24 protein-coding genes are annotated in these 25,850 nt (G+C 63.3%); 16 read left to right on the top strand and 8 right to left on the bottom strand.

Features of this window, described 5'->3' with window-relative positions; translation table 11 throughout:
• Positions 1-275: 275 nt before the first annotated feature.
• The 3 genes from QP803_RS07380 (at position 276) to QP803_RS07370 (ending at position 2,445) form a co-directional block, all read left to right on the top strand.
• Entirely contained in the window at positions 276-821 is a 546-nt protein-coding gene (locus QP803_RS07380) for a recombinase family protein (RefSeq protein WP_284947140.1), read from the top strand.
• A gap of 16 nt (positions 822-837) precedes the next feature.
• The gene (locus tag QP803_RS07375; RefSeq protein WP_284947139.1) at positions 838-1,635 is read left to right on the top strand and encodes a hypothetical protein; all 798 of its coding nucleotides are present in this window, start codon (positions 838-840) and stop codon (positions 1,633-1,635) included.
• Positions 1,636-2,013: 378 nt separating this feature from the next.
• Entirely contained in the window at positions 2,014-2,445 is a 432-nt protein-coding gene (locus QP803_RS07370) for a DoxX family protein (protein ID WP_284947138.1), read from the top strand.
• On the opposite strand, the gene QP803_RS07365 is transcribed toward QP803_RS07370, so the two are convergent.
• The 4 genes from QP803_RS07365 to QP803_RS07350 are packed head-to-tail and all read right to left on the bottom strand — an operon-like array spanning position 2,442 to position 7,400.
• Positions 2,442-3,635: a metallophosphoesterase family protein gene (locus QP803_RS07365; RefSeq protein ID WP_284947137.1), complete on the bottom strand. Its 1,194-nt coding sequence runs from the start codon at positions 3,633-3,635 to the stop codon at positions 2,442-2,444. The two genes, QP803_RS07370 and QP803_RS07365, sit on opposite strands and share 4 nt — an antisense overlap.
• Positions 3,636-3,687: 52 nt before the next feature.
• The gene (locus tag QP803_RS07360) at positions 3,688-4,968 is read right to left on the bottom strand and encodes a hypothetical protein (RefSeq protein ID WP_284947136.1); all 1,281 of its coding nucleotides are present in this window, start codon (positions 4,966-4,968) and stop codon (positions 3,688-3,690) included.
• Complete coding sequence (dinB, locus tag QP803_RS07355; RefSeq protein ID WP_284947135.1) at positions 4,965-6,038, bottom strand: DNA polymerase IV; 1,074 nt, start codon at positions 6,036-6,038, stop codon at positions 4,965-4,967. The genes QP803_RS07360 and dinB overlap by 4 nt, the downstream gene beginning before the upstream one ends.
• A 45-nt stretch (positions 6,039-6,083) precedes the next feature.
• Entirely contained in the window at positions 6,084-7,400 is a 1,317-nt protein-coding gene (locus tag QP803_RS07350; RefSeq protein ID WP_284947134.1) for an LLM class flavin-dependent oxidoreductase, read from the bottom strand.
• Positions 7,401-7,463: 63 nt separating this feature from the next.
• Between QP803_RS07350 and QP803_RS07345 the strand changes: the two genes are divergently transcribed.
• Complete coding sequence (locus QP803_RS07345; protein ID WP_284947133.1) at positions 7,464-9,230, top strand: ABC transporter transmembrane domain-containing protein; 1,767 nt, start codon at positions 7,464-7,466, stop codon at positions 9,228-9,230.
• Between the two features lie 154 nt (positions 9,231-9,384).
• A complete protein-coding gene (locus QP803_RS07340) occupies positions 9,385-11,052 on the top strand; it encodes an ABC transporter substrate-binding protein (RefSeq protein ID WP_284947132.1) in 1,668 nt (555 codons plus the stop codon).
• Between the two features lie 75 nt (positions 11,053-11,127).
• On the opposite strand, the gene QP803_RS07335 is transcribed toward QP803_RS07340, so the two are convergent.
• Positions 11,128-11,904, bottom strand: coding sequence for an SDR family NAD(P)-dependent oxidoreductase (locus QP803_RS07335; RefSeq protein WP_284947131.1), 777 nt, complete (start codon positions 11,902-11,904; stop codon positions 11,128-11,130).
• A gap of 61 nt (positions 11,905-11,965) precedes the next feature.
• Here QP803_RS07335 and QP803_RS07330 point away from each other — a divergent pair, with 61 nt between their 5' ends.
• From QP803_RS07330 to QP803_RS07320, 3 genes are read left to right on the top strand one after another with little or no spacing between them, the layout of a single operon-like run.
• Positions 11,966-13,249, top strand: coding sequence for a Zn-dependent hydrolase (locus QP803_RS07330; protein ID WP_284947130.1), 1,284 nt, complete (start codon positions 11,966-11,968; stop codon positions 13,247-13,249).
• The gene (locus tag QP803_RS07325; protein ID WP_284947129.1) at positions 13,246-14,280 is read left to right on the top strand and encodes an NAD-dependent epimerase/dehydratase family protein; all 1,035 of its coding nucleotides are present in this window, start codon (positions 13,246-13,248) and stop codon (positions 14,278-14,280) included. Before QP803_RS07330 ends, QP803_RS07325 begins: the two co-directional genes overlap by 4 nt.
• Complete coding sequence (locus tag QP803_RS07320; protein ID WP_284947128.1) at positions 14,277-15,182, top strand: polysaccharide deacetylase family protein; 906 nt, start codon at positions 14,277-14,279, stop codon at positions 15,180-15,182. Before QP803_RS07325 ends, QP803_RS07320 begins: the two co-directional genes overlap by 4 nt.
• Here QP803_RS07320 and QP803_RS07315 read toward each other — a convergent pair.
• Positions 15,174-16,100 (bottom strand): LysR family transcriptional regulator, encoded by a 927-nt coding sequence (locus tag QP803_RS07315; protein ID WP_284947127.1) that lies wholly within the window; start codon positions 16,098-16,100, stop codon positions 15,174-15,176. The genes QP803_RS07320 and QP803_RS07315 overlap by 9 nt on opposite strands.
• A 104-nt stretch (positions 16,101-16,204) precedes the next feature.
• On the opposite strand from QP803_RS07315, the gene QP803_RS07310 reads away from it, so the two are divergent.
• The 5 genes from QP803_RS07310 to QP803_RS07290 all read left to right on the top strand — a co-directional run bounded on the left by QP803_RS07310 (position 16,205) and on the right by QP803_RS07290 (position 20,747).
• Entirely contained in the window at positions 16,205-16,924 is a 720-nt protein-coding gene (locus tag QP803_RS07310; protein WP_284947126.1) for an SDR family oxidoreductase, read from the top strand.
• A gap of 66 nt (positions 16,925-16,990) precedes the next feature.
• Positions 16,991-17,956, top strand: coding sequence for an acetylxylan esterase (locus tag QP803_RS07305; protein WP_284947125.1), 966 nt, complete (start codon positions 16,991-16,993; stop codon positions 17,954-17,956).
• 44 nt (positions 17,957-18,000) lie between these two features.
• Complete coding sequence (locus tag QP803_RS07300; protein ID WP_284947124.1) at positions 18,001-18,681, top strand: esterase family protein; 681 nt, start codon at positions 18,001-18,003, stop codon at positions 18,679-18,681.
• A 133-nt stretch (positions 18,682-18,814) separates the two neighbouring features.
• The gene (locus tag QP803_RS07295; RefSeq protein WP_284947123.1) at positions 18,815-20,122 is read left to right on the top strand and encodes an MFS transporter; all 1,308 of its coding nucleotides are present in this window, start codon (positions 18,815-18,817) and stop codon (positions 20,120-20,122) included.
• A gap of 64 nt (positions 20,123-20,186) precedes the next feature.
• Positions 20,187-20,747: an isochorismatase family protein gene (locus QP803_RS07290; RefSeq protein ID WP_284947122.1), complete on the top strand. Its 561-nt coding sequence runs from the start codon at positions 20,187-20,189 to the stop codon at positions 20,745-20,747.
• A gap of 117 nt (positions 20,748-20,864) precedes the next feature.
• On the opposite strand, the gene QP803_RS07285 is transcribed toward QP803_RS07290, so the two are convergent.
• Together QP803_RS07285 and pdxR are read right to left on the bottom strand one after the other, a co-directional pair.
• A complete protein-coding gene (locus tag QP803_RS07285; RefSeq protein WP_284947121.1) occupies positions 20,865-21,566 on the bottom strand; it encodes an SOS response-associated peptidase in 702 nt (233 codons plus the stop codon).
• 55 nt (positions 21,567-21,621) lie between these two features.
• Positions 21,622-23,097, bottom strand: a complete 1,476-nt coding sequence (pdxR, locus tag QP803_RS07280; protein WP_284947120.1) for a MocR-like pyridoxine biosynthesis transcription factor PdxR — start codon at positions 23,095-23,097, stop codon at positions 21,622-21,624.
• Positions 23,098-23,289: 192 nt separating this feature from the next.
• On the opposite strand from pdxR, the gene QP803_RS07275 reads away from it, so the two are divergent.
• Genes QP803_RS07275 through QP803_RS07265 form a run of 3 tightly spaced genes read left to right on the top strand, consistent with a single transcriptional unit; the run spans position 23,290 to position 25,770 of the window.
• Positions 23,290-24,693, top strand: a complete 1,404-nt coding sequence (locus QP803_RS07275; protein WP_284947119.1) for an APC family permease — start codon at positions 23,290-23,292, stop codon at positions 24,691-24,693.
• Positions 24,686-25,066 (top strand): 2Fe-2S iron-sulfur cluster-binding protein, encoded by a 381-nt coding sequence (locus QP803_RS07270; RefSeq protein WP_284947118.1) that lies wholly within the window; start codon positions 24,686-24,688, stop codon positions 25,064-25,066. Before QP803_RS07275 ends, QP803_RS07270 begins: the two co-directional genes overlap by 8 nt.
• Positions 25,063-25,770: a M24 family metallopeptidase gene (locus QP803_RS07265; protein ID WP_284947117.1), complete on the top strand. Its 708-nt coding sequence runs from the start codon at positions 25,063-25,065 to the stop codon at positions 25,768-25,770. The genes QP803_RS07270 and QP803_RS07265 overlap by 4 nt, the downstream gene beginning before the upstream one ends.
• The last annotated feature ends 80 nt before the right edge of the window (positions 25,771-25,850 follow it).

The following is a 25,850-nucleotide window of genomic DNA, read 5'->3' as shown; positions in this document are numbered from 1 at the left end:
CGCAGCCCTGCAAGGCTCCCCGCTCATCTATCGATACACCAACGGCGGCATGAAGCAAGATTTTCATGCCGCCGTTGACGTTTTAAGCTCGCGGATTTGTCGCCTCCTCATTTTGTTATCTTTCGACAAAAACATTTGTCGAAAGGCTTGTGAGCTGTCCAACAAGGAAGTTCTTTCCATGCTTGTTCATGCAGAACTCAAAACTTGTGCAACAAAACTAACCAATTGATTCAATTTCTCTTCTTAGTTGCACAAGTCCGTTGCACAATTAAAGCATGATTTACGGATATGCCAGGGTATCGACAGACGGCCAAAGTGTTGAGACGCAGGTGGGGCAGCTCACGGCCGCAGGCTGTGGTCGTGTGTTTAAGGAGACCGCTAGCGGGTCGAAAACCGACCGTCTCCAGCTCGCCCGCGCGGTCGCGGCTCTGGAGCCGGGTGACGTGTTGATGGTTAGCCGGTTAGACCGTCTTGCTCGCTCCACACGAGACTTGCTGAATATCCTGGCCGCCATCGCTGCCAAGGAGTCCGCTTTCCGCTCGCTTGGAGACGCCTGGGCGGATACCACAACGGCCCATGGCCGATTGATGGTAACTATCCTCGGTGGCCTCGCCGAGTTTGAACGCGAGCTGATTCGAACGAGGACCGGGGAAGGGCGAGCACGAGCCAAAGCTCGCGGGCAAAGCTTAGGACGACCGCATAAGCTCACGCTTCATCAGAGGAATGAAGCTTTGGCCCGCAAGGCTCGGGGAGAGCCAGTGCGCGAGGTTGCTCGCTCCTACAACGTCAGTGCGTCAACGATTTCTCGCATACAATCGTAGCTTTGGAGGGATGTCGATGCGTGAATATATTGATGATGAGCCGCTGACTCTTGAGCGCTTCATTGAGCTAGAGCAGGAGCAGCTCTCTATATCAATGTCTCAAGACCTGGAGGAACTGAGAGCTGTTAGCCATATTCAAGCTCTCTATAGTGCTGCGCTATCCAAAATTACCTTGCGAGCAAAAGCCGACCTGATTGTGTTTCAGCTTCTGGGATTTACCCATTATCATTTTCTCTTCGGAACGGCATGCCTTCTGCGGTGCCATCTTTCCGAAGCATTCAGCTCGCTTAGGGTCGCGATTGATGCCGCGCTTGTCGCAGCTTACATCATCCAGGATCGGCCGTCTCAGGAGGCCTATTTCGCTAGAACTAAACCGTTCGACAAGCTCATCCGACACGCAAAGAACTTCATCCGGGACAATAGACCGGAGAAGCTCCCACATCCCATGATTCCGAATCTAATCGATATGCATGACGTGTGCAGCCAGTTCGCAAGTCACGCGGACATTGAGACATTTACACACAGGAGGCGTGAGTTCCGCGATAATGACGGCATCAGTTGGGCGACGACAGAATACTTTCAGTTCTCACGCGACCCCAAGATTCAGCGTTATTACTTTTTTAGCCTGATGCATGGTTATGCAATGTTGCTCGATATATTTGCTCTATTTTTGATTGATGAGCAGGAGAAAGTGCCGCAGCAGTGGCGGCTGGACTTGCATAAAATTGTAGCAGGTATCGAGCAGCTTAGGGGCAAGCTTGAGCCTAAAGAAGAGGAACCCTCCTCTCCTGGAGATCTAGCAGGCGGTGACTAGAGAGACGATAGTCACGCGACCAACTTGTCCTGGCTACGGCGCAAAGCGCCCGGCTCCCTCGCCTGTCCTTACGGCCGTCTGGACGGGTTGACTTTGCCCCATCTACTGCCCCATCTTGTCCTCCAGCGCTCGGCTAAGACGTAGTATTTTCAATGAGTTGTTGGGATTGTTGGAGCTGATGGGTTTGACTTGTTTGCTCCATCTTCGGTTCCAGGTCCCCCAGCCATAGAGCACCTCGCGGTGCGTTGGGTTGCAGGGGCTTCGGATGACCGAACGCCCCTGCCCCCAAACAACGGCTTTTGCCAGCCTTCTGGCCGCCCGTGATGACAGATATCCTGCCCGAAACCACCCCTGCATGCTTTCTCAACGGAGGTCGCGATGCGCTCATTTGGTGCCGACACGATCAGAAACGAAGTCATCCTCGTTTCCCGCATCCTGCTCGTTCTGCTGTTCCTCATCTTCGGCTGGGGCAAGCTCATGAACTATACCGGCACCGTCGGGTATATGACCCAAACCGGTGTGCCCGTGCCGCCCCTCGCCGCCATCGTCGCGATCGTCATGGAAGTCTTCGTCGCCATCGCCCTCATCCTGGGCGTCTTGACGCGACCGCTCGCCGTGCTGCTCGGGCTCTATACGCTGGCAACAGCCATCATCGGCCATCATTACTGGACAATGACGGGTGCGGCCCAATACGAAGCCGAGATCAACTTCTACAAAAACGTCAGCATCATGGGCGGCTTCTTCCTGCTTTACGTGACCGGCGCTGGAAGATATTCGATTGATGCGATGGTCGGGGCGCGAAAACTCTAACTCGGAAACATGACGCTTTTGCGCGTCTTCCAATTGTAGCGCAGGCGGTCGTACAGCCGTGGCGCCTTCGACCACGGCTCCTGCGGCCGGGGCACACTCATGCAGGCGAGATCGATGAAGTCGCCGGAAATCTCCAGCCGCAGGAAACCGAACCGGTCATCCATGTAGCTGTCCAGGATGACGTTCGGATCATTCGGTGCCTGATACGGCGTGACCAGATCCTGCCCATTGGCTCGCGCCATCTTGTGCAGATTGTGGTAGCCGCCATGCCCGGCCACGATGAACGGCGTCATGCCATGGGCATCACTCACGCTGAAGCGTTGATAGTTATGGACATGGCCCGCGAAGACCATGGAGGGCTGGCGCTTTGAGGCCGCAACGGCGGTCGCCAGCACCTTCGCCATGGTCTTGCTGCCGCTGTGAAAGGTATCGAGCGACTGGATCGGGTGATGCATCGCCACGATCAGGGGAAGATGCTTATCGGCCGCCGCCAGCTCACCCTCGAACCAGTCTTGCTGGTCGGGATGCACCACGCCGCCCTCGGGCACATTAGTGTAGAGGCCGACGAAGGTCGCGAAGGGCGTGTTGAGCGTGAAATACACGTTCGGTTGAATCATCGCCGTGCGTGTCGCCTCACGCGCTTCGGGCGTATGAACACCGGGCGTCGCCGCACAGAAGTTGCGCACGAAGGGCGCCAGCGATGGTTCCGGATTGACCAGCTTGCCATCGTCATAGATGTCGCCGTCATGATTGCCGGGAATGCCGAGGATCGGATTGGGATAGTGTTCGTAGGGCTGGTAAAACTGCGCGAAATATTCGCTCGCCTGCCCATCGAAGTAGATCACATCGCCGAGGTGATAAAAGAAGCCGGGTACTCCGAAGGCGCCCGCCACGCCTGCATCCTGCTCAAGACCATTAGCAACGAGCTGTTGTGGTGTCGGGTTTTGCACGCCGCCAGTGTCACCCACCATATGCAAGGCCATGCCGCCCGCCTTTTCCATGGCCTTGACGGCGTCTGGAATGATCTCCGCCAAATTCAGGCGGAACGGCGCTTGCCCCGTTGGCGCGGGCAGCGGCTGCACCTTGCTGCCGTGGAAGAGCGGGCTCGCCTGGCTATGGCCGCCATGCGCGGGCGGGCGCTTCTGGCCAAATTGATGGCTGGGATGAGACGGCGTCTTGATGCGTGCCATCACCACTCCCTAGCCGAGGCGGATAGTCCGTCGCGTGACAAGGCCATGAACTTTACCCGACCGGGATGGATGACCCTGCAAGCGCGGCAGAGATATCACCACGCAGCGCGGTGAGGCGAGCGTAGTAGTCGGCGTAAAAACGGGCGAATGCCGCCTGCTCCGTCGCCGGCACCTGAGTCTCCCAGGCCGCAAGCGGCTTTCTTGCGGCATCGAGACCGGCATAGAGGGACGCAAAATAGGTCAGATTGGCGATCCGATTCGTATAGCGCGGCTCGGAGAAGATCGCGTTGAAGTGGCGCAAATAGGACCCGATCGGCGGATCATCGTAGAAGATCAGCGCCACCTTGGTGTCGAACACGTCGTTCGGCGCGTGCACGACATAAGCCGTGGCCAGCGCGCCCGGCTCAGACGGCAGGCGCCCATACTCCATCAGCAGGGCGCGCGCCGGCTGATCGTGGAACAGCGCCACCAGATCATCCATCTTGGTGTCGTTGGTGCGCCGCATGATATTGACGAAATCGTTCTTCGGCACCGGAAAGGAGAAGACGGCATAGGGCCAAAACTGATCTGTCGGCCAGGGGTTCAAAATATCGCAGGCGGCGAGTGCATTATGCGACAGATGCACGCAATTGTTCTGCAAGATCGACCCGTCGAAATGCCGCGCGCCGGCATATTCCTCGTTCTTGGCATTGAGAAAATTCACCATGCGCAGCATTTGCGGCCGCGATACTGGCACGCGCGCGCAGTAACGACCCCGCGCCAGGCCGATGCCATAATCGGTGCCGACGGAAATGTCATAGCGATAGTCTTGATCGGACATGCCGGCGGGCTTGTCTGCATAGAGTTCTGGCCGAAAGACCAGCCCGTTCAAAATACCCAGCTTCTCGGCGTCCCGCTCCATCTGCAGATAGCGCGCCTGGGTGAAGGGCTCTCCCGCTGCGACACCGCCGTCATAAAAGAAGCTGCGCCCGGCCGTGACCGTCCAATTCGCATTGCTGAAATTGCCGTCCATGCTGACGCCGGCGCCTTGCACCACATCGGGCGGCAATTGATCGCACATCCGCAGCGTGGGGTAATTCACGTTCGGGTCGCGGCAGGCACCGTTGAGAAAGAAGGCCGCATGACCACCGATGCCACCGCTGACATCGGCCGCGAAATGTGGCTTCATGCGAATGCCGGAGCCTGCGCAGAATTCGAGATAGTCCGTGTTTTCAGCAGCTGCCAGCGTCATATCGGCATTCGGCGTGTAGCCGAAGTTCGAGACGCAGCCAGCCAGACTCGTGACCATGCAGACCGCGCCGGTCAATCCGCGAAACCGCCGCCATAGCTTCATAACGTAAGCGCCAGTTGAGAGGTTGACCGCAAAACACGCTGCGGTTCCATGCCTGAGATGGTGACGCCCAATAGGCGCACACCGCGTGGCGAGGGAAAACAGGGCCGCAAAAGCTCCAGGCTGATGCTGGCAAGAACGGAGGCCGAGGGGATCGGCTCGAGGGTCGAACGGCTGCGTGTGATCTGCTGAAAGTCAGCGTATTTGACCTTGATGGTCACCGTGCGCCCGGCATGGCCGCCGCGCGCACAGGCGGCCCAAACCTTGTCGAACAAAGGCTCCACCGCCGCCACCGCATCGTCCCATTGCGTGAGATCACGCTCGAAGGTGTTTTCGGCCCCGACCGATTTGCGAATGCGATCGGCCTCGACCTCGCGATCGTCCTCGCCGCGCGCCACGCCGTAATAGTAATCGGCGGCCTTGCCGAAATGCTCGGTGAGAAAAGCGTGGGACTGCGCGCGCAGGTCGAGGCCGGTATGGATGCCCAGCGCATTCATCCGCGCCGCGGTCACCGGGCCGACACCGTGGAACTTGCCCACGGCCAGCGTCTCCACGAACAGCGGGCCCAGGCGTGGGGTGATGACGAACAGCCCGTCCGGCTTGCGGTGGTCGGAGGCGAGTTTCGCCAGGAACTTGTTGTAGGACACGCCGGCCGAAGCCGTCAGCCCGGTCTCGGCACGAATCGCCGCGCGGATTTCCTCGGCGATGGCGGTGGCGGACCCACGGTCAAGCAAGGGCTGCGTCACGTCCAGATAGGCCTCATCCAGAGACAATGGCTGAATGAGCGCGGTGTAGCGCGCAAAGACGGCGTGAATCTGCTGCGAAACCGCTTTGTAGACGTCGAAGCGCGGCGGCACGAAGACCAACTCGGGGCATTTTCGCTTCGCGGTGACCGAGGCCATGGCCGAGCGCACGCCGAATTTCCGCGCCTCATAGCTTGCGGCGGCGACCACGCCCCGCTGGCGGGACCCACCGACGGCCAAGGGCAGGCCGCGCAGGCTGGGGTCGTCCCGCTGCTCGACGGACGCATAGAAGGCGTCCATGTCGATATGGATGATGCGCCGGTGAGACATGCTGCCGACCCTCTAGCACATGCCGGAAAAGAGAACAAAACGGGATCAAGCAAAGACATTCGCCGGTTTCGGCAGGCCCAGATGCGCGCGCAAGGTCGTGCCCGCATAGTCGTGGCGAAACAGGCCGCGTTGCTGCAATTCCGGCACGACCTGATCCACGAACTCCGCCAGCCCCTGGGGGTGCGAGGCCGCGAGGATGTTGAAGCCGTCACAGGCGCCGCCTTCGAACCAGGTCTGCATCACGTCCGCGATCTCCTCCGCCGTGCCGACGAGTCTCATATGGCCGCGATTCTGCACCAGGTGAGTCGCGATCTGGCGAATCGTGAGCCCGTCCCGCGCCTGTTCCCGGATCAGGTGAAGACGCCCCTTCTGAGCATTGGTCTCGGGCAGGTCAGGCAGCGGCCCATCGAGCGAGTAACGGGCAAGATCATGCTGCACTTCATCCGACAAATAGGACACGGCGAGGCTGGCCGGCACCAGATCCTGCAAGGCACGGTCCTTCGCCTCCGCCTCCATCCGGGTGCGTCCAACGATCGGCATCAGTCCGGGCAGGATTTTCATCGCCTCCGCCGATCGCCCATGGGCGATCACGCGCTGCTTTGCCGCCGCATAAGACGTCTGCGACGCAGCGAGGGTGCGCTGAATACTGAACACGACATCCGCCACCTGCGCCGCCAGCGCCTGGCCGGGCTCTGAAATGCCCGCCTGGATGATGACCGGATGCCCCTGCGGCGGGCGCGGCATATTCAGCGGCCCGCGCACCGTGAAGAACCGCCCGCGCCAATCCGCGCGATGGATCAGCGCCGGGTCCGCCACCTGCCCGCTCGCCGTGTCGAAGACCAGCGCGCCATCCTCCCAGCTATCCCACAGCCGGCGCAGCACATCGACGCATTCTCGCGCCCGCTCATAACGTTCGGCATGGTCCAGATGCGTGTCACGGCCGAAGTTCCGCGCTTCCAAATCCGTGCTGGAGGTCACGAGGTTCAGCGCCGCCCGCCCCTCGCTCAGGAAGTCGAGCATCCCGACCATGCGGGCGATGTGATAGGGTTCGTGATAGGTGGTCGAGACGGTAGCGGCGAGGCCGATGCGCGTCGTCACGGCTGAGAGCGCGGAGAGCAGCGTCAGCGGTTCGGGCCGGATGGTCACGCTATGGCGCAAGACGGCGTCATAGGTGTCGTTGATGCCGAGACCGTCCGAGTGAAACAGCAGGTCGAACTTTCCGCGCTCCGCGATTTCAGCCAATTCGCGGTAGAAGGCGAAATCCATCAGCCCGTCTGTGCGCGTGCTGGGCATCCGCCAGCCGGCGCTATGGTTGCCGAGATTGAACAGGAATGCGCCGAGGTGCATTTGCCGCGCCGCCATGAGACACCTCCGTCTTCCGCCTAAAACCCTCTATACTCGTCACTCACATTTAGGGAATGCAGCTTGCCCCTTACGCCGAGGCTTCGCGCGACCCGGCTGACCTCCCTCACGCTGCTGCTCCCGTATCTGCGGCCTTATCTAGGACGGGTGATGGGGGCATCCGCGTCCCTGCTGATCGCGGCAGGATTGGTACTGGCCCTCGGCCAGGGCGTGCGCCGCCTGATCGATCACGGCTTTGCCGGCGGCAACATGGCGCATCTGAACGCGGCGGCGCTCATCATGTTCCTGGTCGTCGCGGCCCTCGCGGCCGCCACCTTCACGCGCTACTCCCTCGTCTCCTGGCTCGGTGAGCGGGTCGCCGCCGACCTGCGGCGGGATATGTTCGACCGCGTGCTTTCCCTCTCCCCGGCCTTCTTCGAGACGGCGCGGACAGGCGACATCCTCACCCGGTTGACGGCGGATATTTCCGTGCTTCAGGCGCTGATCGGCTCGGCCATCTCCCAGTGGATCCGCAACGCCCTGTTGCTGGTGGGCGCCTTCGTCATGCTTCTGGTGACGAGCCCGAAGCTCGCCGGCATCGTGGTGCTGGTCATACCCCTCGTGGTGGTGCCCTTGGTGCTATTCGGACGCCGCGAAAAGCGGCTGTCGCGCATGGCGCAGGACCGCATCGCCGATCTCGGTGCCTATGCGGAGGAGACCATCAACGCCCTTCGCACTGTGCAGGCCTTTACGCATGAGGCGGCCGATCGGGCGCGGTTTTCGGCCGATGTCGAGCGGTCGATGGATGCGGCGCTGCTGCGGGTGCGCACCCGCGCAACGCTGCTGCTTGTGGTGATCCTGCTCGGCTTCGGGGCGATCGTGTTCAGCCTCTGGGTCGGCGGGCGGGATGTGGTCGCCGGGCGCATGAGCGGCGGAGATCTGTCCGCCTTCATCTTCTACGCCGTGCTGCTCGCAAGTTCCGGCATGCAGATGAGCGAGCTATGGGGCGAATTGCAGCGTGCGGGTGGCGCGGCCGAGCGGATGCGTGAGCTGCTCGATGAGCAGCCGACCATCACCGCCCCTGCGCAGCCCGCCTTGCTGCCGATGCGGGCTGAGGGGCGCGTGGTCTTCGAAAACGTCCGTTTCACCTATCCGGCAAGACCGGACCAATCGGCGCTGTCCGGCTTTTCCCTCACGGTCGAACCGGGGGAGACGGTGGCGCTGGTCGGCCCCTCCGGCGCCGGCAAAACGACGGTGTTCCAGCTTCTGCTGCGTTTCTACGATCCTGACAGCGGCATCCTGCGAATGGACGGGGTCGATATCGCCCAAGTCGAGCCATCCGCGCTGCGCGGCCGCATCGGCATCGTGCCGCAGGATCCGGTCATCTTCAGCACCACGGCCTGGGAGAATATTCGCTACGGCCGCCCCGATGCGACGGATGAAGACATCCGCGCCGCCGGCCATGCCGCCCATGCCGATTTTCTCGACGACCTGCCGCAGGGCTACGACACCTATCTCGGCGAAAAGGGCGTGCGCTTGTCAGGCGGTCAGCGGCAGCGCGTCGCCATTGCGCGCGCCATCCTGCGCGATCCGCCCGTGCTGCTGCTGGACGAGGCGACCAGTGCCCTGGATGCGGAATCGGAACTGGCCGTGCAGACCGCCCTCGCCGCTTTGTCCCGTGGCCGAACGACGCTCGTCATTGCCCATCGCTTGGCGACGGTGCGGCGCGCCGACCGCATCGTGGTGATCGAAGCCGGCCGCATCGTCGCGACGGACACGCATGAAGCCTTGATGGCCGAGGGCGCGCTCTATGCCCGCCTCGCGCGGCTTCAGTTCACGGCGGAGGTTTAGGGGAGTCCCGCTAGCCTTCGCCGCGTGAATAGACCATGGTCCTGGCGCGCTTCCTGCATAGCTGACGGCGGTTGTTCCGCAATCGTCGCGTCCAAACCTCGCATATCAATCCGTCGTGGAGCTGCGTCACCGTATCTCCCCCAGAGGAACCAATATGACAGCTCGCAATAATCCGCTCGATCTTCTCCGTCGCCGGCTCGATGCCATCGACAACGACCTGTTCGATGAAGCGGCCTCCGGCCGGATCGACCGCCGCACCTTCATGCGGCAAGGCACATTGCTCGGCCTGTCATTGCCGCTTCTCGGTGGCGTGGCTGCAAGCTTTGGCTTGGTCGCCGCCCCCGAGCCCGCGCGCGCCGCCACCATGGCGAAGCCCGGCGGCACCATTCGTGTGGGCATCACCGTGCCGTCCGCCCTGATCGATCCGGTGACGATCGCCGATAATGGCGGGCTGGAAGTGCTGATCCAGACCGGCGAATTCCTCACTGTTCTGCGACCCGATTTCACCCTGATGCCGGTCCTCGCCGAAAGCTGGACGCATAACACCGACGGCTCCATCTGGACCTTCAAGCTGCGCCCGAACGTGAAGTTCCACAGCGGCGCGCCGATGACAGCCGATGATGTCATTGCCAGCATTGATCGCCTGTGTGACCCAAAAAATGCCTCCAATGCCTTGTCTGCGTTCAAGGGCATTCTGTCGCCGGGCAATAGCAAGAAGGTCGATGACCTGACGGTCGCCTTCCATCTCGACAGCGCCTATGGCGCCTTTCCCTATGTCGTGTCCTCGGACAACTACAATTGCGTCATCCTCCCCGCGACATATAAAGGCGATTTTGAACACAACTGGGATGGCACTGGCCCGTTCAAGCTTGAGAAATACACCGCCAAGGTCGGCTGCTCCTTTGTGCGCAACACGGAGTATTGGGGTGAGAAGGCGCTGCCGGATCGCACCGAGTTCACCTTCTTCACCGATCAGCAGCCGCAGATTCTCGCCATGCAGGGCGACCAGCTCGATGTGCTCGCGCAGGTCACCGTCTCCGGCGGGCAGGGACTGCTCAACGATCCGCGCTTCACCATTATCCGGGAGCGTAGTGCGGGTCATGAGCAGGTCCATATGCGCTGCGACACCGGCCCCTTCATGGACAAGCGCGTGCGCCAGGCTCTCGCCCTCACGCTGAACCGTAAGGCGCTGGTGAAGGGTCTGTTCCGCGGCCTGGCGGTTGTTGGCAATGACAGCCCCTTCGCACCTGCCTTCCCGATGACCAATCATACCATCCCGCAGCGCGACATCGACCTGCGCAAGGCGAAGGAACTGCTCGCGGCGGCCGGCGTGCCCAAGGGCTTCAAGGTCACGCTGACCACCGAGAACTATATCGAAATCCCCGACTACGCCGTTCTGATCAAGGATTTCGCCAAGCATGCCGGGATCGACATCACCCTGAACGTCGAAAGCCAGGATGCCTATTACGGCAAGGCGGTGTTCGGTCAGTCCGATTGGCTGGATAGCACGCTCGGCATCACTGATTACGGCCATCGCGGTGTGCCGAACGTGTTCCTCCGTGCCCCGCTGCTCAGCGACGGCACCTGGAACGCCGCGCATTTCAAGAACCCGACCTATGACAAGCTGGTCACCGCCTATGGCAAGTCGCCCGATCTCGGCGGCCAGCGCAGCCTCGCGACCGAAATCCAGACACTTCTGCTGGATGAGACGCCGATCATCTTCGGCTATTTCTATGACTATCTCGTGCCGGTGAAGAAGGGGCTGAAAGGCATTCCGCCGATCGCCAACCGCTTGTTCCTGAGCCAAGCGACCTTCGGGTAAGCAGCCGGCGGAATGCGCTCCGCTTTTCCGCCCTACACCAATTCGTAGGGCGGATGAGCGGAGCGCTATCCGCCACTACCCCGCCAACCACCCACCATCGACCACCAAATTCGATCCCGTGATAAACGTCGCGCGGTCACTCGCTAGAAACACCGCTGCATTGGCGATGTCCTGCGGGTGGCCGAGGCGCGGCCAAGGCGTACGGCGGCGCGCATTCTCCATCAGCGCCGGATCCATCGGCAGGCCGGGCTTGCCCGTCACTACCTTCCCCGGTGAGATCGAGTTACACACGATCAAGTCCTTCGCATAATCCACGGCGATCTGACGCGTGATGTAGATCGCCCCGGCCTTGCTGACGCCATAGGGCGTATCGCGCGGCGACGTCACGATGCCCTGCTGCGAGCCGAGGTTGATGACGCGACCCCGCACCTCGGCGCGCGGCTCCTGCGTGATCATCTGCTGAATGGCGCGTTTGCAGCCATTGAACATGCCGGTCATGTTCACTGCCATGACATGCTCCCACTGCTCCGCTGTGGTTTCCAGCAGCGGCGTGCCGGAATAGATCGCGGCATTATTGACCATGACATCGAGCCGCCCGTAGCGCGCGACCGTCTCCGCGATCAGCGCATCGACATCCGCCCACTGCGCGACATCGGTGGTGCGAAAGAACCCCTCGCCGCCTGCGCCGGTGATGAGATCCAGCGTCGGCGCGCCACCCTCCAGCGCGTCCTCCGTGACATCGGCGATCACCACGATCGCGCCTTCGGCTGCGAAGCTGGTGGCCATCGCCCGCCCGATGCCGGAACTGGCCCCGGTCACCACGGCGATCTTCCCGGCAAGCAAACTGGACATTTTCCTGCGTTCCATCGATGAGTCGGCTGTTTATTGAACCAACCGCCGTCACGAGCAACGCTTGCGCGAGGATCTTCCCATTTCCAAACTCATCCATCCCGATATCGACCTTGCGGCGTCGCTTTTCACGGCGCTCGATGCGGCGACGCGACGCGGCCGGGGCATCGAGCGCGATAGCTACGGCGCGGGAGAACAAGCGGCACATGACATCCTGCGCTCGGCCGCCGCAGCGATGGGCTTGGAGATCGCCATCGATGCCATCGGCAATCTGAGCATGACGCTGCCAGGCCGCGACCGATCCGCCCCGCGCATCCTCATCGGCTCACATCTCGATTCCGTGCCGCAGGGCGGCAATTTCGATGGCGCGGCCGGGGTAGTCGCCGGCCTGTCCGCCCTCTCGGCCTTGCGCCAAGCGGGTATCGTGCCCGGGTGTGACATCACCACCATGGCCATCCGTGCAGAGGAATCCGCCTGGTTCGACATTCCCTATGTCGGCAGCGCCGGCGCCTTCGGATTACTCGATCCCGCCTGCCTCGCCGTCCCCCGGTTCGATGACGGCCGCAGCCTGGAGGAGACCTTTGTCGCTCAGGGCTTCGATGCCGAGGCAATCCGCACGCGGCGGCGCCTGCATGATCCCGCTACCATTCGCGCCTATCTGGAACTGCATATCGAACAAGGGCCGACGCTCGTGCAGGCGGGGCTGCCCGCCGCCGTCGTCACCGGCATTCGCGGCTGCAAGCGTTTTCGCAATGCCCGATGCATCGGCGAATACGCCCATTCCGGCGCGGTCGCGCGGCCGTTTCGGCGCGACGCCGTGGCGGCCACCGTCGCGTTGTTGCATCATATGGAAGCGGTCTGGCTGCGCGAGGAAGCATCGGGCGCTGATCTCGTCTTTACCTCCGGCGAATTGACCACCGATCCCGCCATGCATGGCCCGAGCAAGGTCGCGGGCGAAACCCGCTTCGTCCTCGATATCCGCAGCATCTCCGACGAGACGATGACGAGGGTCGCGGCCGAAGCGCGAGACGCAGCGGCGCGCATCGGTGCAGACTATCGCGTCACCTTCGATCTCGGCGCCACCAGTGATTCAGTGCCAGCGCTGATGGATGCGCGTCTGCGCGCCAAGCTGATGACCCTCCTCGACCAGCCCTATGAGATGGCCAGCGGCGCCGGCCATGATGCGGTGATCTTCGCGGAGATGGGCATTCCCACTGCGATGATCTTCGTCCGCAACGAGAGTGGCAGCCATAATCCCGACGAAGCGATGGACATGGTCGATTTCACGATCGCGACCCAGGCCTTGATCGGGCTATTGCTCGACTTTCCAATAGAGGCCTCCCGATGACACTCCTCGTTACTGGTGCGACTGGATTCGTCATGAGTGTCATGGCGCGCCATTGGCTCGATGCCGATCCCGCCGCGCGCGTGGTGGCGCTGGATGCGGCCCCGCTAGATGCCGCAGCCCAACGCTATTTCGCACCCGTCGCTGACCGCTTGACTGTCATCGTCGCGGATGTGACGCAGCCGGAGACCTGGCGAGATGCGCTCGCCCACCACGACATCACCCATATCGTGCATGGCGCGACCGTCACGCCGCTGTCACGCGGCACGGCGGAGGAAGCGAAGCGCGAGCCGGAGGCGGAGAACCCCGCCCGCATCATCGACGTGAACATCATGGGCACGATCGCGGTGCTCGATTGGGCGCGCAGGCTGCCCAATCTTGCACGTTTCATCTATGTCAGTTCGGGTGCGGTGTATAAGCATCACGGTCCCGATCGTCCCGGTGAGCCGCTGCCCGAGGATGGGTACGTCATGCCGCGCCGTCTCTACGGCATTTCCAAATTCGCTTCGGAATTGATCACCGAACGCTACGGCGATCTCTTTGCCATGCAGACCGCCTCCGTGCGTTTGTCATCGGTCTACGGCCCCATGGACCGCGCAACGGCGAGCCGGAACTTTCGCCATGTGCCTAATCGTATCGCGCATATGGCGCTGGAGGGCACCGACCGCGTGCGGGTCAACACGCTCGACGCGGTGGGCGATTACATCCATGCCGAGGATGTCGCGACCGGCATCACGTCGCTGCTCCATGCGCCGAATCTTCACCACAGCGTCTATAACATCGCGGCCGGTGAGGTCGCGACGGTCGGCAATCTCGTCGCCTGGGCGGCGGAAAAAGTGCCAGGCTTCTGGGCGGAGATCACGCCGCCGGACGAGGCGGATATCCTGCAAGACCCGACGCTCACGGGCGGCATGTGGGGCGCCTATGACATCGCGCGCATCACCACCGAGACCGGCTGGAAGCCTCGCCCGACGCGTGACGCGCTGCACGCCTATATGGATTGGATTGCGGCGGAGCGGAGCGCGCAAGCATGACCTATCCGCGCGACCTCATCGGCTATGCCGGCAATCCGCCGCATCCCCATTGGCCGAATGATGCGAAGATCGCTGTCTCCTTCGTGCTGAATCACGAGGAGGGCGGCGAATATTCTGTGCTTCACGGTGACGATCATGCGGAATATGTGCTGACCGATGTCGGCGTGACGACGCCGCTGATGGGCGGCCGCAGTCTCAATGCGGAGTCGAGTTTCGAATACGGCAGCCGCGTCGGTTTCTGGGAAATCATGCGCCTGCTGCGCGGCCGTGGCGTCGATGCGACGCTCTATGCCGTCGGCATGGCGCTGGAGCGCAATCCCGCCGCCTGTGCCGAGATCGTCGCCAGCGGCTTCGAAGTTGCTTGCCATGGCCAGCGCTGGATCGACTACCACTCCGTGCCAGAAGTTGTGGAGCGCGCGGATATGCTGCGCAATATCGCGGCCATCACGCACCTGATTGGCACCCCACCCTCCGGCTGGTACACTGGCCGCCAAAGCCCCAATACACGCCGTCTGGTCGTCGAGACTGGCGCGTTCCTCTATGACAGCGACGCCTATAATGACGATCTGCCCTATTGGACCGAGGTTTCGGGCAAGCCGCATCTGGTGCTGCCCTATAGTCTCGACAACAACGATTCCCGCCTGCAACGCGGCGGCGATTTCGCGACCGGCGACGACTTCTTCACCTATTGCCGCGATGCATTCGACTGGCTGTATCACCAGGGCCAAGAAGGCCGGCCGCGCATGATGTCCATCGGGCTGCACAACCGGCTCATTGGCCGCCCCGGCCGCATCGGCGCGCTGGAACGGCTGATCGATCACATTCAGGGGCATGAGGGCGTCTGGCTGTGCAACCGCCGGTCCGTCGCGCAGCATTGGATCGCGACTCACCCGTCACGATGAACCGCTGCTCTGTCGCGCGACGGAGTGGACGATAAAATCGAGAAAGGCGCGGACCTTGCCCGGCGGCAGGTGGCGCGATGGGTGATAGGAATGCAGCGGAAACAGTTCGTCATTCCAGTCGGGAAACAGATTGACGAGCCTGCCGTCACGAAACGCCTCTTCCAAGCCGAGCGCCATCGGTTGCGCGATCCCGAACCCCGCCATGCAAGCGGCGATGGCCGTGGCGCCATCGTTCAGCACCAATCGCCCACGCACCTTGACCGTCAGCACCTTGCCCGCGCGGTGGAATTCCCAGGCGAAGGGCCGCCCGGTGGCAGGGTCGGTGAACAGAACGCAGGTGTGGCCTTCCGCCGCCAATTGCCGGGGATGCGTCGGCCGGCCGTGCCGGGCGAGATAGGCGGGTGAGGCGCAGGTCAGGATGCGCGTCTCCAGCAACTTGCGCGTGAGCAAGCCCGAAGGCTCCGGTTCACCGAACCGCACGGCAGCGTCGAATCCTTCGGAAACGAGATCGCCCAAGGTGTCGCGCACCACCACCTCCAGCGTCAGCGCAGGATAGGCCTCGAGGAATGCCTGCAGGCGCGGTGCCAGCAGCACGCTGGCGAACCACGGGTCGCATTTCACCCGAAGCCGACCGGTGACGGCGGCGGCCTCCCCCGCAGCGCCGCCTGCCGCTTCCGCGATGCCGGCAAGCAAAGGCGAGACCTCGGCAAAGAGGCGCCGGCCGGCCTCGGTGAGTGTCGTGGCGCGGGCGTTGCGATCGAAGAGCCGAACCCCGAGGCGCGTTTCCAGCCTGGCGACGGCGCGGCTGACGCCCGAGGCGGTCAGGCCCAGCCGCTCCCCCGCCCGCACGAAGCTACCGGTTTCCGCGACGGCGACCAGCGTGCCGATCCCGCTCAAGAGCCTCGCATCGACATCCATGAATGACCGCCTGTCAGCATTACACTGACGAGGATGCGCTGGCGTCGTGTTTTATCAAAGGCCATTTTGCCGCACGGGCAAAGCGGCTCGACAGGAGCAGAACTATGAAACTGAGCAACACGCGCGTGGTGGTATTGGGCGGCACGTCCGGCATCGGGCTGGCGGTCGCCGAAGCGGCGTTGCGCGACGGCGCCGAAGTTGTTGTGGCGTCAAGCAATGCGGACCGTGTGCGGGAGACGGTGGCGCAGCTCGGGGCTGGCGCCGAAGGGCACGCGGTGGATCTGACGGACGAAGCGGCGGTGCGTGACATGTTCGACCGCATCGGCGCCTTCGATCATCTGGTCTTTACGGCTGGGGAAAGCCTGCAACTCGGGCTACTCGCCGATATCGCGCTCGACGCGGCGCGGCGGTTCTTCGAACTGCGCTACTGGGGTGCGCTGACCGCCGCGAAATATGGCGCGCCGCTGATCCGGCCCGGCGGCTCCATCGTGTTTACCTCCGGCATTGCCGGGGCGCGGCCGCAGGCGGGATGGGCGCTCGGGGCGAGCATCTGCGCGGCCATGGAGGGGCTGACACGGGCGCTCGCCGTGGAATTGGCCCCGTTGCGCGTCAATATCGTCTCACCCGGCTTCGTCCGCACGCCCCTCTGGCGCGATCTGCCGGACGCGGATCGTGAGGCGATGTATGCCGCCGCAGGCGCCAAGCTGCCGGTCGGGCGCGTGGGTGAAGCAGCGGACCTCGCGGAGGCCTATCTATTCCTGATGCAGCAGGGCTTCGCGACGGGGCAAACCTTTGTCGTGGACGGCGGTGGCGTCTTGACCTGAGCGCAGGACGCGGGGCGCGCTTCCGGGCGCGCCCAATCCGGGCCAAATAGCCTACACTCCCATCCCATGAGCATTCCGACCGACTATCCCTTCGATTTCGACCCCACCTATGGCCTTGGACTCGAACAGCTTCGTGCGATCACGCCGCCCCAGGCGCCGCCCGATTTCGACTCGTTCTGGCGCACACGCTATGTCAGCGCCCTCGCCATCGATCCCCAACCAAAGGTGAGCGAAAGCGCGTCGCACCATCCGAATTGGCTGGTCCATGACATCACCTATACCTCGACCGATGCCTTCCCGATCGGCGGCTGGCTGCTTCTGCCGCGCGAGGGCGTGGTCCGGCGTGGCATGGTCATCGGCCATGGCTATGGCGGGCGCGACGCACCGGATTTCGACGTGCCAGTCACCGAGACGGCCATTCTGTTTCTCTGTTTTCGCGGCCTGTCGCGCAGCAGCCGACCGCCGATCTCCAGCGATCCCGCCTGGCATGTCCTCCACGATATCGACGACCCCGCACGCTATATCCTGGGCGGCTGCGTGGAGGATCTATGGTTGGCCGTCTCGGTTTTGACCAGGCTCTATCCCGAGATCGCAGGGCGGATCGGCTATAGCGGCATCAGCTTCGGCGGCGGCATCGGGGCGCTCGCGATTCCGTTCGACAAACGCATCGATCGGGGCCATCTTGTGGTGCCGACCTTCGGCAATATGCCGCTTTGGTTGACCTTGCCCACCGTCGGCAGCGGCCATGCGGTTCAACACTATCAGACGACGCATCCGGACGTGCTCAAAACCCTCCGGCTCTTCGATGCGGCGACAGCCGCCACGCGTATCGAGACACCCATGCTCATGGCCGTCGCCCGCTTCGACCCGGCGGTGGCGCCACCCTGCCAGTTCTCGGTCGCCAATGCGCTGTCATCACCAAGCCATCATGAGACGGTCATCCTGGATGCAGGCCATTTCGACTATCCAGACAGCGAAGAGCAGCATGCGCTTCTCTCAGAGAAGGTTAGACAGTTCTTCAGGGTGACATGAGGCGAGATTATCGGCGCTGGTATAGTCCACGACTCGATCGCGACATGGAGCTTCTGATCTTCGGCCATGCCGGCGCGAAGGTTCTGATGTTCCCAACGCGGGACGGGAAGTTTTGGGAATACGAAAAGCTCAATATCGTCGCGAGCCTCGCCGATAAGGTCAATGCCGGGCAGTTGCAGCTCTATTGCATTGAGGGTCTGGCGCAGGAGACCTTCTACGACTCATGGCGTCATCCGGCCGACCGCATCCGCCGACACGCCGCCTTCGAGGATTACATCCTCAACGAAGTGCTGCCGCTGATGGCCCAGACCAATTCCCATGACTGCACGATTGCCCTCGGTTGCAGCCTCGGCGCATTCCAAGCCGCCAGCCTCGCGCTTCGGCATCCGCATCTGTTCCGCAAGCTCGTCGCCTTTTCCGGGCGCTATGACCTGACGATGAAGGTGGACGGCTTCAACGATCTGTTCGACGGCTACTACAATGAGGACATCTACTTCCACACGCCGACGCATTTCCTGCCGGGCCTGGACAGCGGATGGCGGCTGGACAAGCTGCGCCAGCTTGAGATTGTCTTGGTCATCGGCCGCACCGACCCGTTCCTCGACAATAACCTTTACCTCAGCCGCCTGCTGGGCGAAAAACACGTTCATCATCAATTGCATTTCTGGGATGGACGCGCGCATCGCGCCGGCGCATGGCGGGAGATGGCACCGCTTTATCTTTAGGCGTCGCGTGGTGGCCGATGGTGGAATGCGCTGCGCTTTTCCACCCTAGGAAGCCTTACGAAGGCGACGACACTTCCCATCCGGGCCCCCCTGGGCGACAAGGTCGCCAAAGCTCAGGGAGACGACCCGTCCTATGCCTCGCACGCCTCGTCGCGGCGCCGTTCCGCACGCACCCAGCACCGCCCGCATCATGGTCGCCAGCCTCGTCGGTACCACGGTCGAATTTTATGACTTCTATATCTATGGCACCGCCGCCGCCCTGGTGCTGGGGCCGATGTTCTTCCCGGCCAGCACTCCGGCATCCCAGACCCTGGCCGCCTTCCTCACCTTCGGCATCGCCTTCCTGGCGCGCCCACTCGGCGCCCTGCTGTTCGGCCATTACGGCGACCGCATCGGGCGCAAATCGACGCTCGTCGCCTCCATGCTGGTCATGGGCCTCTCGACCACGCTGATCGGCGTTTTGCCGAGCTACGCCATGGCGGGCGTCTTGGCGCCGATCCTGCTGTGTCTGCTGCGTCTCGGGCAGGGCATCGGCCTGGGTGGCGAATGGGGTGGCGCCGCTCTGCTCGCCACCGAGAACGCGCCGGCGGGCAAGCGCGCCTGGTTCGGCATGTTCCCGCAACTCGGCCCATCCATCGGCTTCCTGTTGTCGAACGGCCTGTTCCTGATCCTGTTCATGGTGCTCACGAATGCGCAGTTCCTCGCCTGGGGCTGGCGTATTCCCTTCCTGGCGAGCGCGGTTCTCGTCGGCATCGGTCTCTGGGTGCGCGGCTCCCTGGGGGAAACACCAGCCTTTGCCCGTGCCATGTCGCGCCACGAAAAGGTCCGTGTGCCACTGAGCGAGGTGCTGGCCCGCCACTGGCGGCCGCTGATCCTGGGCGCCCTCGCCATGGTCGTGTGTTATGCGCTGTTCTACATCTCCACCGTTTTCGCCCTCGGCTATGGCACCAAGGTCCGCCATATTCCGCGCGAAACCTTCCTCGGCATGCTCTGCATCGCCATCATCGCCATGGCCGTCGCCACGCCGATTTCGGCGCACCTGGCGGACCGGTTCGGTCGCCGCCCGGTGCTGTTGGTCTCGGCCGCCCTCGCCGCCCTGTCCGGTTTTGCCATGGCGCCTCTGCTCGGTGGTGGCAGCAACGCCGCTGTGCTGGCGTTTCTGGCCCTGGAACTGGGACTGATGGGCGCGACCTTCGCGCCGATGGGCGCCCTGCTGCCGGAATTGTTCCCCACCCGCGTCCGCTATACCGGGGCTGCCGCCGCCTATAGCCTCGGCGGCATTCTCGGCGCCTCGCTGGCGCCCTATGCCGCTCAGCGGCTGGTGACCTATGGCGGCCTGTCCTGGGTTGGTTACTACGTGACGGGGGCAGCCGTGATCAGCTTCCTGGCAGTCCTCGCCATGACGGAAACCTCAAAGCGGGATTTGATGACGATCCGGTAGGCGCGCGCTCTACGAATTGTCATCGTAAGGGTGATTTTGCTCAATAATCTTCCAGGAGGCTGCAATGTCTGACACCGCGCTGCTCGTGATCGACGTCCAGGAATCGTTCCGCCACTCGCCCGACTGGAGTGACGAGGATGTGGCATCCTTCGTGTCATCCCTTCAGAGCCTGATCGACGGCGCCTCGGCCGCCGGCACCCCCGTGCTTCAGGTCTTCCACGTCGAGGAGACTGGCGATTTCTCGCTCGCGTCAGGGCATGTCCGCACCCTCGCGCCGCTCGCGATCCACCCGGATGCGGTGTTCCACAAGCGCCGACATAGCGCCCTTGTCGGCACCGGTCTCGACGTGTGGCTGACGGAACACGGCATCCGTCACCTCATCATCTGCGGTATCCGAACCGAACAGTGCTGCGAGACGACGGCCCGGCACGCGTCAGACTTGGGTTGGACGGTCGATTACGTGACCGAGGCGACGCTGACCTTCGCGATGAGCGGTGCCGATGGGCGGCACTACACGGCCAGCGATATCAAGGCACGCACCGAACTGGTGCTCACGGACCGCTTCGCCCGCATCGCGACGGTGGCCGAGGTGCTCGCGGGTCTCGCTTTGCCAGCGGCTGCATAGCGCTGGCACGCGACCTGATCAGCCTGACGGATCTCAACATGGAACAGATGGCCGCTTCCGGGTGAGAGCGCCGCCACACCCGCCGCATATTGCGGGCGGAAGCGAAGCCAACCGTGATTATACCCGGGCGGCCTCGGTGGCTGCCCGTTCAGGCCGCACTGGCTCGATCAATGTCGCATCGTTGTTCAGCAGGCTGTCGATCCGCTCCGAAACCGGCCAAGCCATGAGCACGCCGGCAGGCGCCGGGCGCAGCAGCCGGGTGGCGTCGGCGCGTGTCTCCCCAAGCCAGAGCGGCCAATCCTCGGCCTGAACCACCAGCGGCATCCGGTCGCTGACCGGGCGCAGGTCGGTATTGGCGGGCGTGGTGACGAGGGCGAAGCTGCGAACGGGTTCGCCGTCGGGCGACAGCCATCCCTCCCAGATGGCGCCCAAGGCGAGTGGCGCACCATCCAGCCGCGCGACGGCATGGGGTTGCAGGCCGCCCTGCACCGCCTGCCACTCGTAGAAGACCTCCGCCGGCACCAGGCAGCGGCGACGGTCGAACGCCTCCCCAAACAGGGATGACGCGACCAAGGTTTCAGCCTCCACGTGAGCGGGCTGCGACGACAGGGCCAGGATATCGGTCGAATGCGGAATGAGGCCCCAGCGGAGCGCCGCCATGCCGCGTATCCCGGCCTGCGGAATAAGACGCCGCACCACGCGCGCGTTCTGCCCGGGGGCAAGGTTCCACCGTGGCGCCAGCGCGGGCGCATCCCCCTCCGTCCGAAAGAAGCGTCGGAGGAAGGCGTTGGACAAGGTCGAGGCAATGCGACCGCACATAGGCGTGAATCTGCTCGTTTTCCGAGGGCGCAATGAGCCTCAAATAGGGCTACTGTCAGCCCAGCACACGAATAGCCGTCGCGAGGCGCGCCACCGCCTCTCTCAACTCCACCTCGTTCATGCTGGCGAAGCCCAGCCGCGCGCCCTGGATGGCGGCATCGGCGCGGGACGAGAAGGCGCGCCCCGGCAGAAAGCAGACGCTGTGGGCACGCGCCACCTCGGCCAAGGCGACGGGATCGATTCCCGCCGCAAACTTCACCCAGATCGCCAGCCCACCTTGCGGCAGGGAGAAGGTCAGCGCGCCACCAAGCTCGCGCCGCAGCGCCTCGGCCAGGCAGCCACGCCGCTCGGCATAGACCCGCAGCACCCGCCGCGTGTGGCTTTTGAGCGCCCCGCTGGTCATCAATTCCGCCGCCGCTGCCTCCGTCACCGGGTCGCCCTGGCGGTCGATCATCATGATCTCCCCGGCCGCGCGCTCGATCACCGCCTTGGCCGCGACGAGGTAGCCGATGCGCAGGCTGGGGGAGAGGAGTTTCGATAGCGAACCGATATACAGCAGCTTACGCCAGCCGATCAGGCTCGCCATCGGCAGCATCGGCCGATGCGCGAAATGGAATTCGTGGTCGTAATCGTCTTCGATGATGGCGAAACCGAATTGCTCGGCGAGGGCCAGCAGGCGGATACGCCGCTCCGGCGGCAGCAGCACCGTGGTGGGGAATTGGTGATGCGGCGTGACATAAACGGCGCGCACCCGCTGTCGGCGGCAGCAGGCTTCCAACTCATCGACCATCAGACCCTGGTCATCGAGGCCGATGCTCAGGGTGGTCGCGCCATGGGCGCGAAAGGCTTCGCGCGCGGGCGGATAGGTCAATGCCTCCACCACCACAGCATCCCCCGGCTGCGCGACCAGCCGTGCCGCGAGGTAGATGCCCATCTGGCTCCCACGCGTGAGGCAGATATTGTCCGGGCCGCATTCAAGACCGCGATCCTGCTTCAGCATATCCGCCACCGCCTGGCGCAGCACCAGGCTGCCGCGCGGATCGCCATAGCCGAGCTGGTTGCGCCGAGATGCCGCGAGCAAGACACGTCGATAGGTCCGCGCCAAAAGCTCGGCCGGCATCAGCCGCGTATCGGGTGTGCCGTCATCGAAAACGCGCTCGCCTGGCGCCGCCGCCACGAAAGGCAGATCCGGCAGCGCGCGCCGCAGTGGAAAGTCCGGCGGCTCATCCATCGGGGCCGGCGGCCCCTTTGCCGCGTCCGGCCCGACCGCCGGCAAGAGGGCGGACACGAATGTGCCGCGCGTCGTCTCCGCCGTCAGCCAGCCTTGGGCAATCATTTCGTCATAGGCCTGTTCGACCGTCTTGCGATTGACGCTCAAGCGTCCGGCCAAAGTCCGCGTTCCCGGCAGGGCACTGCCGGGTGCGAGGCGACCCTGGCGAATGGCATCGATCACCGCTTGCGTGATCTGGAGATAGGCGGCCGTCGGCCCCTCACGGTCGATGACGATCTGGAGCTGCCATGGCCTGAGCAATCGTTTCTCCTACTGGACCAGCCAAGTTCCTAAAACTGGAGGTTCCATATCATCCACCTGATTGGATAGGCTCCGCAACAGAGTTTAAACGGGGCATTGATCCCGGCGGCTCACGGGACGGACTTAGCCAGACGCGCGCGGCGATCTCTTCACAGCAACGGGCCCTCACCCGCCACGCAAGGATAGACGCGCATGTCATCATCATTGCCCGCCATGCGGGCGCTGAAACAGAATTGCCTCGGCCCTGTCGAGCTTCTCGCTCAGGGCATCGCGCTTATTTCGCCGACCATGACCGCCGCTTTGATCATTCCAGTGATGTATTCCAACACCGGGGATTGGAGTTGGCTGTCTTACGCCCTCGGCACGATCATGCTGCTGTTCGTGGCCTTCAGCCTCAATCAATTCGCGTCGCGCTCGGCGTCCTCCGGCTCCATGTATGGTTATATCCGCAAGGGCCTGGGCATGAGCGCCGGCGGCATCGGCGGCTGGTCCCTGATCTGGGCCTATATTGGGATCTCCATTGCCGGGGCCACAGGCTTTGCGATCTTCGCCGGCAAGCTGTTGGCCATGATCGGCATTCCGCTGCCGACGGTGTTGCTGTTCGCCATCTGCGTCGGCATCTCCGGCTACTGCGCCTGGAAGAACGTCGCCGTCTCCGCCAAGGTCATGCTGATCTTCGAAGGCGTGTCGATGGTGCTGATCGGCCTCCTGTGCCTCATCGCCCTCAAGATGCACGGCTTCACCGTCGATCCGGCGCAGGTGAATACGGCGAAGATTCCCTTCTCCAGCCTGGGCCTCGGCGTTGTCGTCGCCATCTTCAGCCTCGTCGGCTTCGAATCCGCGACCGCCTTTGGGGATGAAGCCCGCAACCCGCTGAAATCCATTCCCCGCGCGGTTTGGCTCAGCCTCGTCATCTCCGGCGCCTTTTTCGTCTTCGTGACCTATGTGATGGTGCAGACCACGCATGGCTATAAGACCACTCTGGACCAGATCGACGCGCCGTTGAACGTCATGGCGCAACTCGTTCACATGCCCTTCCTGCAAGCGCCGCTCTCGGCCTGTGCCATGATCAGCTTCTTCGCCCTCAATCTGTCCTGCCTCAATGCCGGTGGCCGCGTCATTTACAGCATGGGCCGCCAGGGCCTGTTCCATCAGTCGACGGCGGAGTCCCATGCGAAGAACGAGACACCGCATGTCGCCGTGCTGGTGATGGGTGCGATTTCATTTCTTGCCCCCGCCATCTGCATATTGCGCGGCATGGCGCCGCTGGATGTCTTCAATGATGCCGGCACGCTCGCGGCCTTCGGCTTCCTCGTGCCCTATATCCTCATCGCCATTGCAGCACCGGTCTATCTGAAGTCGATCGGCCAAATGAAGCCGGGACACATCGCCCTCGCTGCCGTCTCGCTCGTTCTGCTGACGATCCCGACGGTCGGCAGCGTCTATCCCGTGCCGCCCGCGCCGGTGAAATACTTCCCCTACCTGTTCCTCGCCTATCTCATCATCGGCGCCGCCTGGATCACGCTGCGTCACCGCACGATCGCCACCAATCCGCGTTTCGCCGCGGACATGATGGGATCGCGGCAGGATGCGTGATGCCGACTTTTCGGAAGACGCAACGCCCGACCTCACTCTGACCTTGCGTCTGGGTGAGACACCGGTGGCGGCGGCGGTCGGCGATAGCGTGCTCGTCGCTTTGCGCCGCGCCGCGACCGGCATCCGCTGCATCTGCGGCGGGCGATGCGCCTGCGGCACCTGCCGCGTGCGCATTGCCGAGGCCTGGCAGGCCTGCCTGCCACCACCCGCGCGAAACGAAGCTCGGCTGCTCGCGGCCCTGCCGGGCACAACCGGCGCGCATCGGCTCGCCTGCCAGATCACGCTCGACACCACGCTCGACGGCCTCGCCATCGAGATCGACAGCCCACCCACACGCAGCACCAAAACATCAAGTCTGGAGACCACAGAATGAACGACCTCATGGACACCCAAGCGAGCCTGGAAGCCGTCGGCCCCGCCTTCGCGAAGGAGACGATGCTCAAGGTGCGCGGCATGACGCGCGGCATCATCCACGACATCGCCGCCCGCGTGACACCGGGCATGGTCGAGGAAGATGCCGTGGACATGGCCAAGGACATTCTCGCCACGCATGACATGGTGCGCGGCTGGCACGACGTCTATGTCCGTTTCGGCACCAATACGCTGAAGACTTTCGGCGCCCCGTCCGACCCCGGCATCGTCTTGAAGGAGACGGACATCTTCCTGATCGACATCGGCCCCGTATGGAAGGAATGGGAAGGCGATGGCGGGGAGACCTTCACGGTTGGCGACAATCCCGACATGGCGCGCTGCGGCCGCGATGCCTGCAGCCTGTTCCACACCGTGCGCCACAAGTGGGAGACCGAGGGGCTGAGCGGCAAGGCGCTGTATGATTTCGCGACCGCCGAGGCCCTGGCCATGGGTTGGGAACTCAACCTCGATCTTTCGGGCCATCGCCTCGCGGATTTTCCCCATGCGGCGGTCTATGACGGCCCGATGATGGATGTGGACTTCACGCCCTCCCCGCTGCTTTGGGTGCTGGAGATCCATATCCGCCATCCCACGGCGGGCTACGGCGCCTTCTACGAAGACATGCTGCTCGACGATTCCTATTTCACCGATCGTCCGGCGGCATAGACCACTCGGGCGGCGGAAGACGCGACGCTATTACGTCCCACGGCCTTTCGGTAGGGTGTCGGGCGGAAGAGTTTAGCGTT

It is taken from the genome of Acidisoma sp. PAMC 29798, assembly GCF_030252425.1.
GTDB classification, from domain to species: Bacteria; Pseudomonadota; Alphaproteobacteria; order Acetobacterales; family Acetobacteraceae; genus Acidisoma; species Acidisoma cladoniae.
The sequence above is the reverse complement of the archived record's forward strand: the minus strand, read 5'-3'. Positions and strand labels throughout refer to the sequence as shown.

Bases quoted from the DNA above. Each gene is read 5' to 3' on its own strand.
- QP803_RS07360 (WP_284947136.1), bottom strand. From the start codon at position 4,968: ATGAAGCTATGGCGGCGGTTTCGCGGATTGACCGGCGCGGTCTGCATG.
- QP803_RS07310 (WP_284947126.1), top strand. From the start codon at position 16,205: ATGAAACTGAGCAACACGCGCGTGGTGGTATTGGGCGGCACGTCCGGC.
- QP803_RS07285 (WP_284947121.1), bottom strand. From the start codon at position 21,566: ATGTGCGGTCGCATTGCCTCGACCTTGTCCAACGCCTTCCTCCGACGC.
- QP803_RS07270 (WP_284947118.1), top strand. From the start codon at position 24,686: ATGCGTGATGCCGACTTTTCGGAAGACGCAACGCCCGACCTCACTCTG.
- QP803_RS07320 (WP_284947128.1), top strand. From the start codon at position 14,277: ATGACCTATCCGCGCGACCTCATCGGCTATGCCGGCAATCCGCCGCAT.
- QP803_RS07335 (WP_284947131.1), bottom strand. From the start codon at position 11,904: ATGTCCAGTTTGCTTGCCGGGAAGATCGCCGTGGTGACCGGGGCCAGT.
- QP803_RS07295 (WP_284947123.1), top strand. From the start codon at position 18,815: ATGCCTCGCACGCCTCGTCGCGGCGCCGTTCCGCACGCACCCAGCACC.
- QP803_RS07380 (WP_284947140.1), top strand. From the start codon at position 276: ATGATTTACGGATATGCCAGGGTATCGACAGACGGCCAAAGTGTTGAG.
- QP803_RS07290 (WP_284947122.1), top strand. From the start codon at position 20,187: ATGTCTGACACCGCGCTGCTCGTGATCGACGTCCAGGAATCGTTCCGC.
- QP803_RS07305 (WP_284947125.1), top strand. From the start codon at position 16,991: ATGAGCATTCCGACCGACTATCCCTTCGATTTCGACCCCACCTATGGC.
- dinB (WP_284947135.1), bottom strand. From the start codon at position 6,038: ATGTCTCACCGGCGCATCATCCATATCGACATGGACGCCTTCTATGCG.
- QP803_RS07300 (WP_284947124.1), top strand. From the start codon at position 18,001: ATGGAGCTTCTGATCTTCGGCCATGCCGGCGCGAAGGTTCTGATGTTC.
- QP803_RS07315 (WP_284947127.1), bottom strand. From the start codon at position 16,100: ATGGATGTCGATGCGAGGCTCTTGAGCGGGATCGGCACGCTGGTCGCC.
- QP803_RS07265 (WP_284947117.1), top strand. From the start codon at position 25,063: ATGAACGACCTCATGGACACCCAAGCGAGCCTGGAAGCCGTCGGCCCC.
- QP803_RS07365 (WP_284947137.1), bottom strand. From the start codon at position 3,635: ATGGCACGCATCAAGACGCCGTCTCATCCCAGCCATCAATTTGGCCAG.
- QP803_RS07340 (WP_284947132.1), top strand. From the start codon at position 9,385: ATGACAGCTCGCAATAATCCGCTCGATCTTCTCCGTCGCCGGCTCGAT.
- QP803_RS07325 (WP_284947129.1), top strand. From the start codon at position 13,246: ATGACACTCCTCGTTACTGGTGCGACTGGATTCGTCATGAGTGTCATG.
- QP803_RS07370 (WP_284947138.1), top strand. From the start codon at position 2,014: ATGCGCTCATTTGGTGCCGACACGATCAGAAACGAAGTCATCCTCGTT.
- QP803_RS07275 (WP_284947119.1), top strand. From the start codon at position 23,290: ATGTCATCATCATTGCCCGCCATGCGGGCGCTGAAACAGAATTGCCTC.
- QP803_RS07350 (WP_284947134.1), bottom strand. From the start codon at position 7,400: ATGGCGGCGCGGCAAATGCACCTCGGCGCATTCCTGTTCAATCTCGGC.
- QP803_RS07375 (WP_284947139.1), top strand. From the start codon at position 838: ATGCGTGAATATATTGATGATGAGCCGCTGACTCTTGAGCGCTTCATT.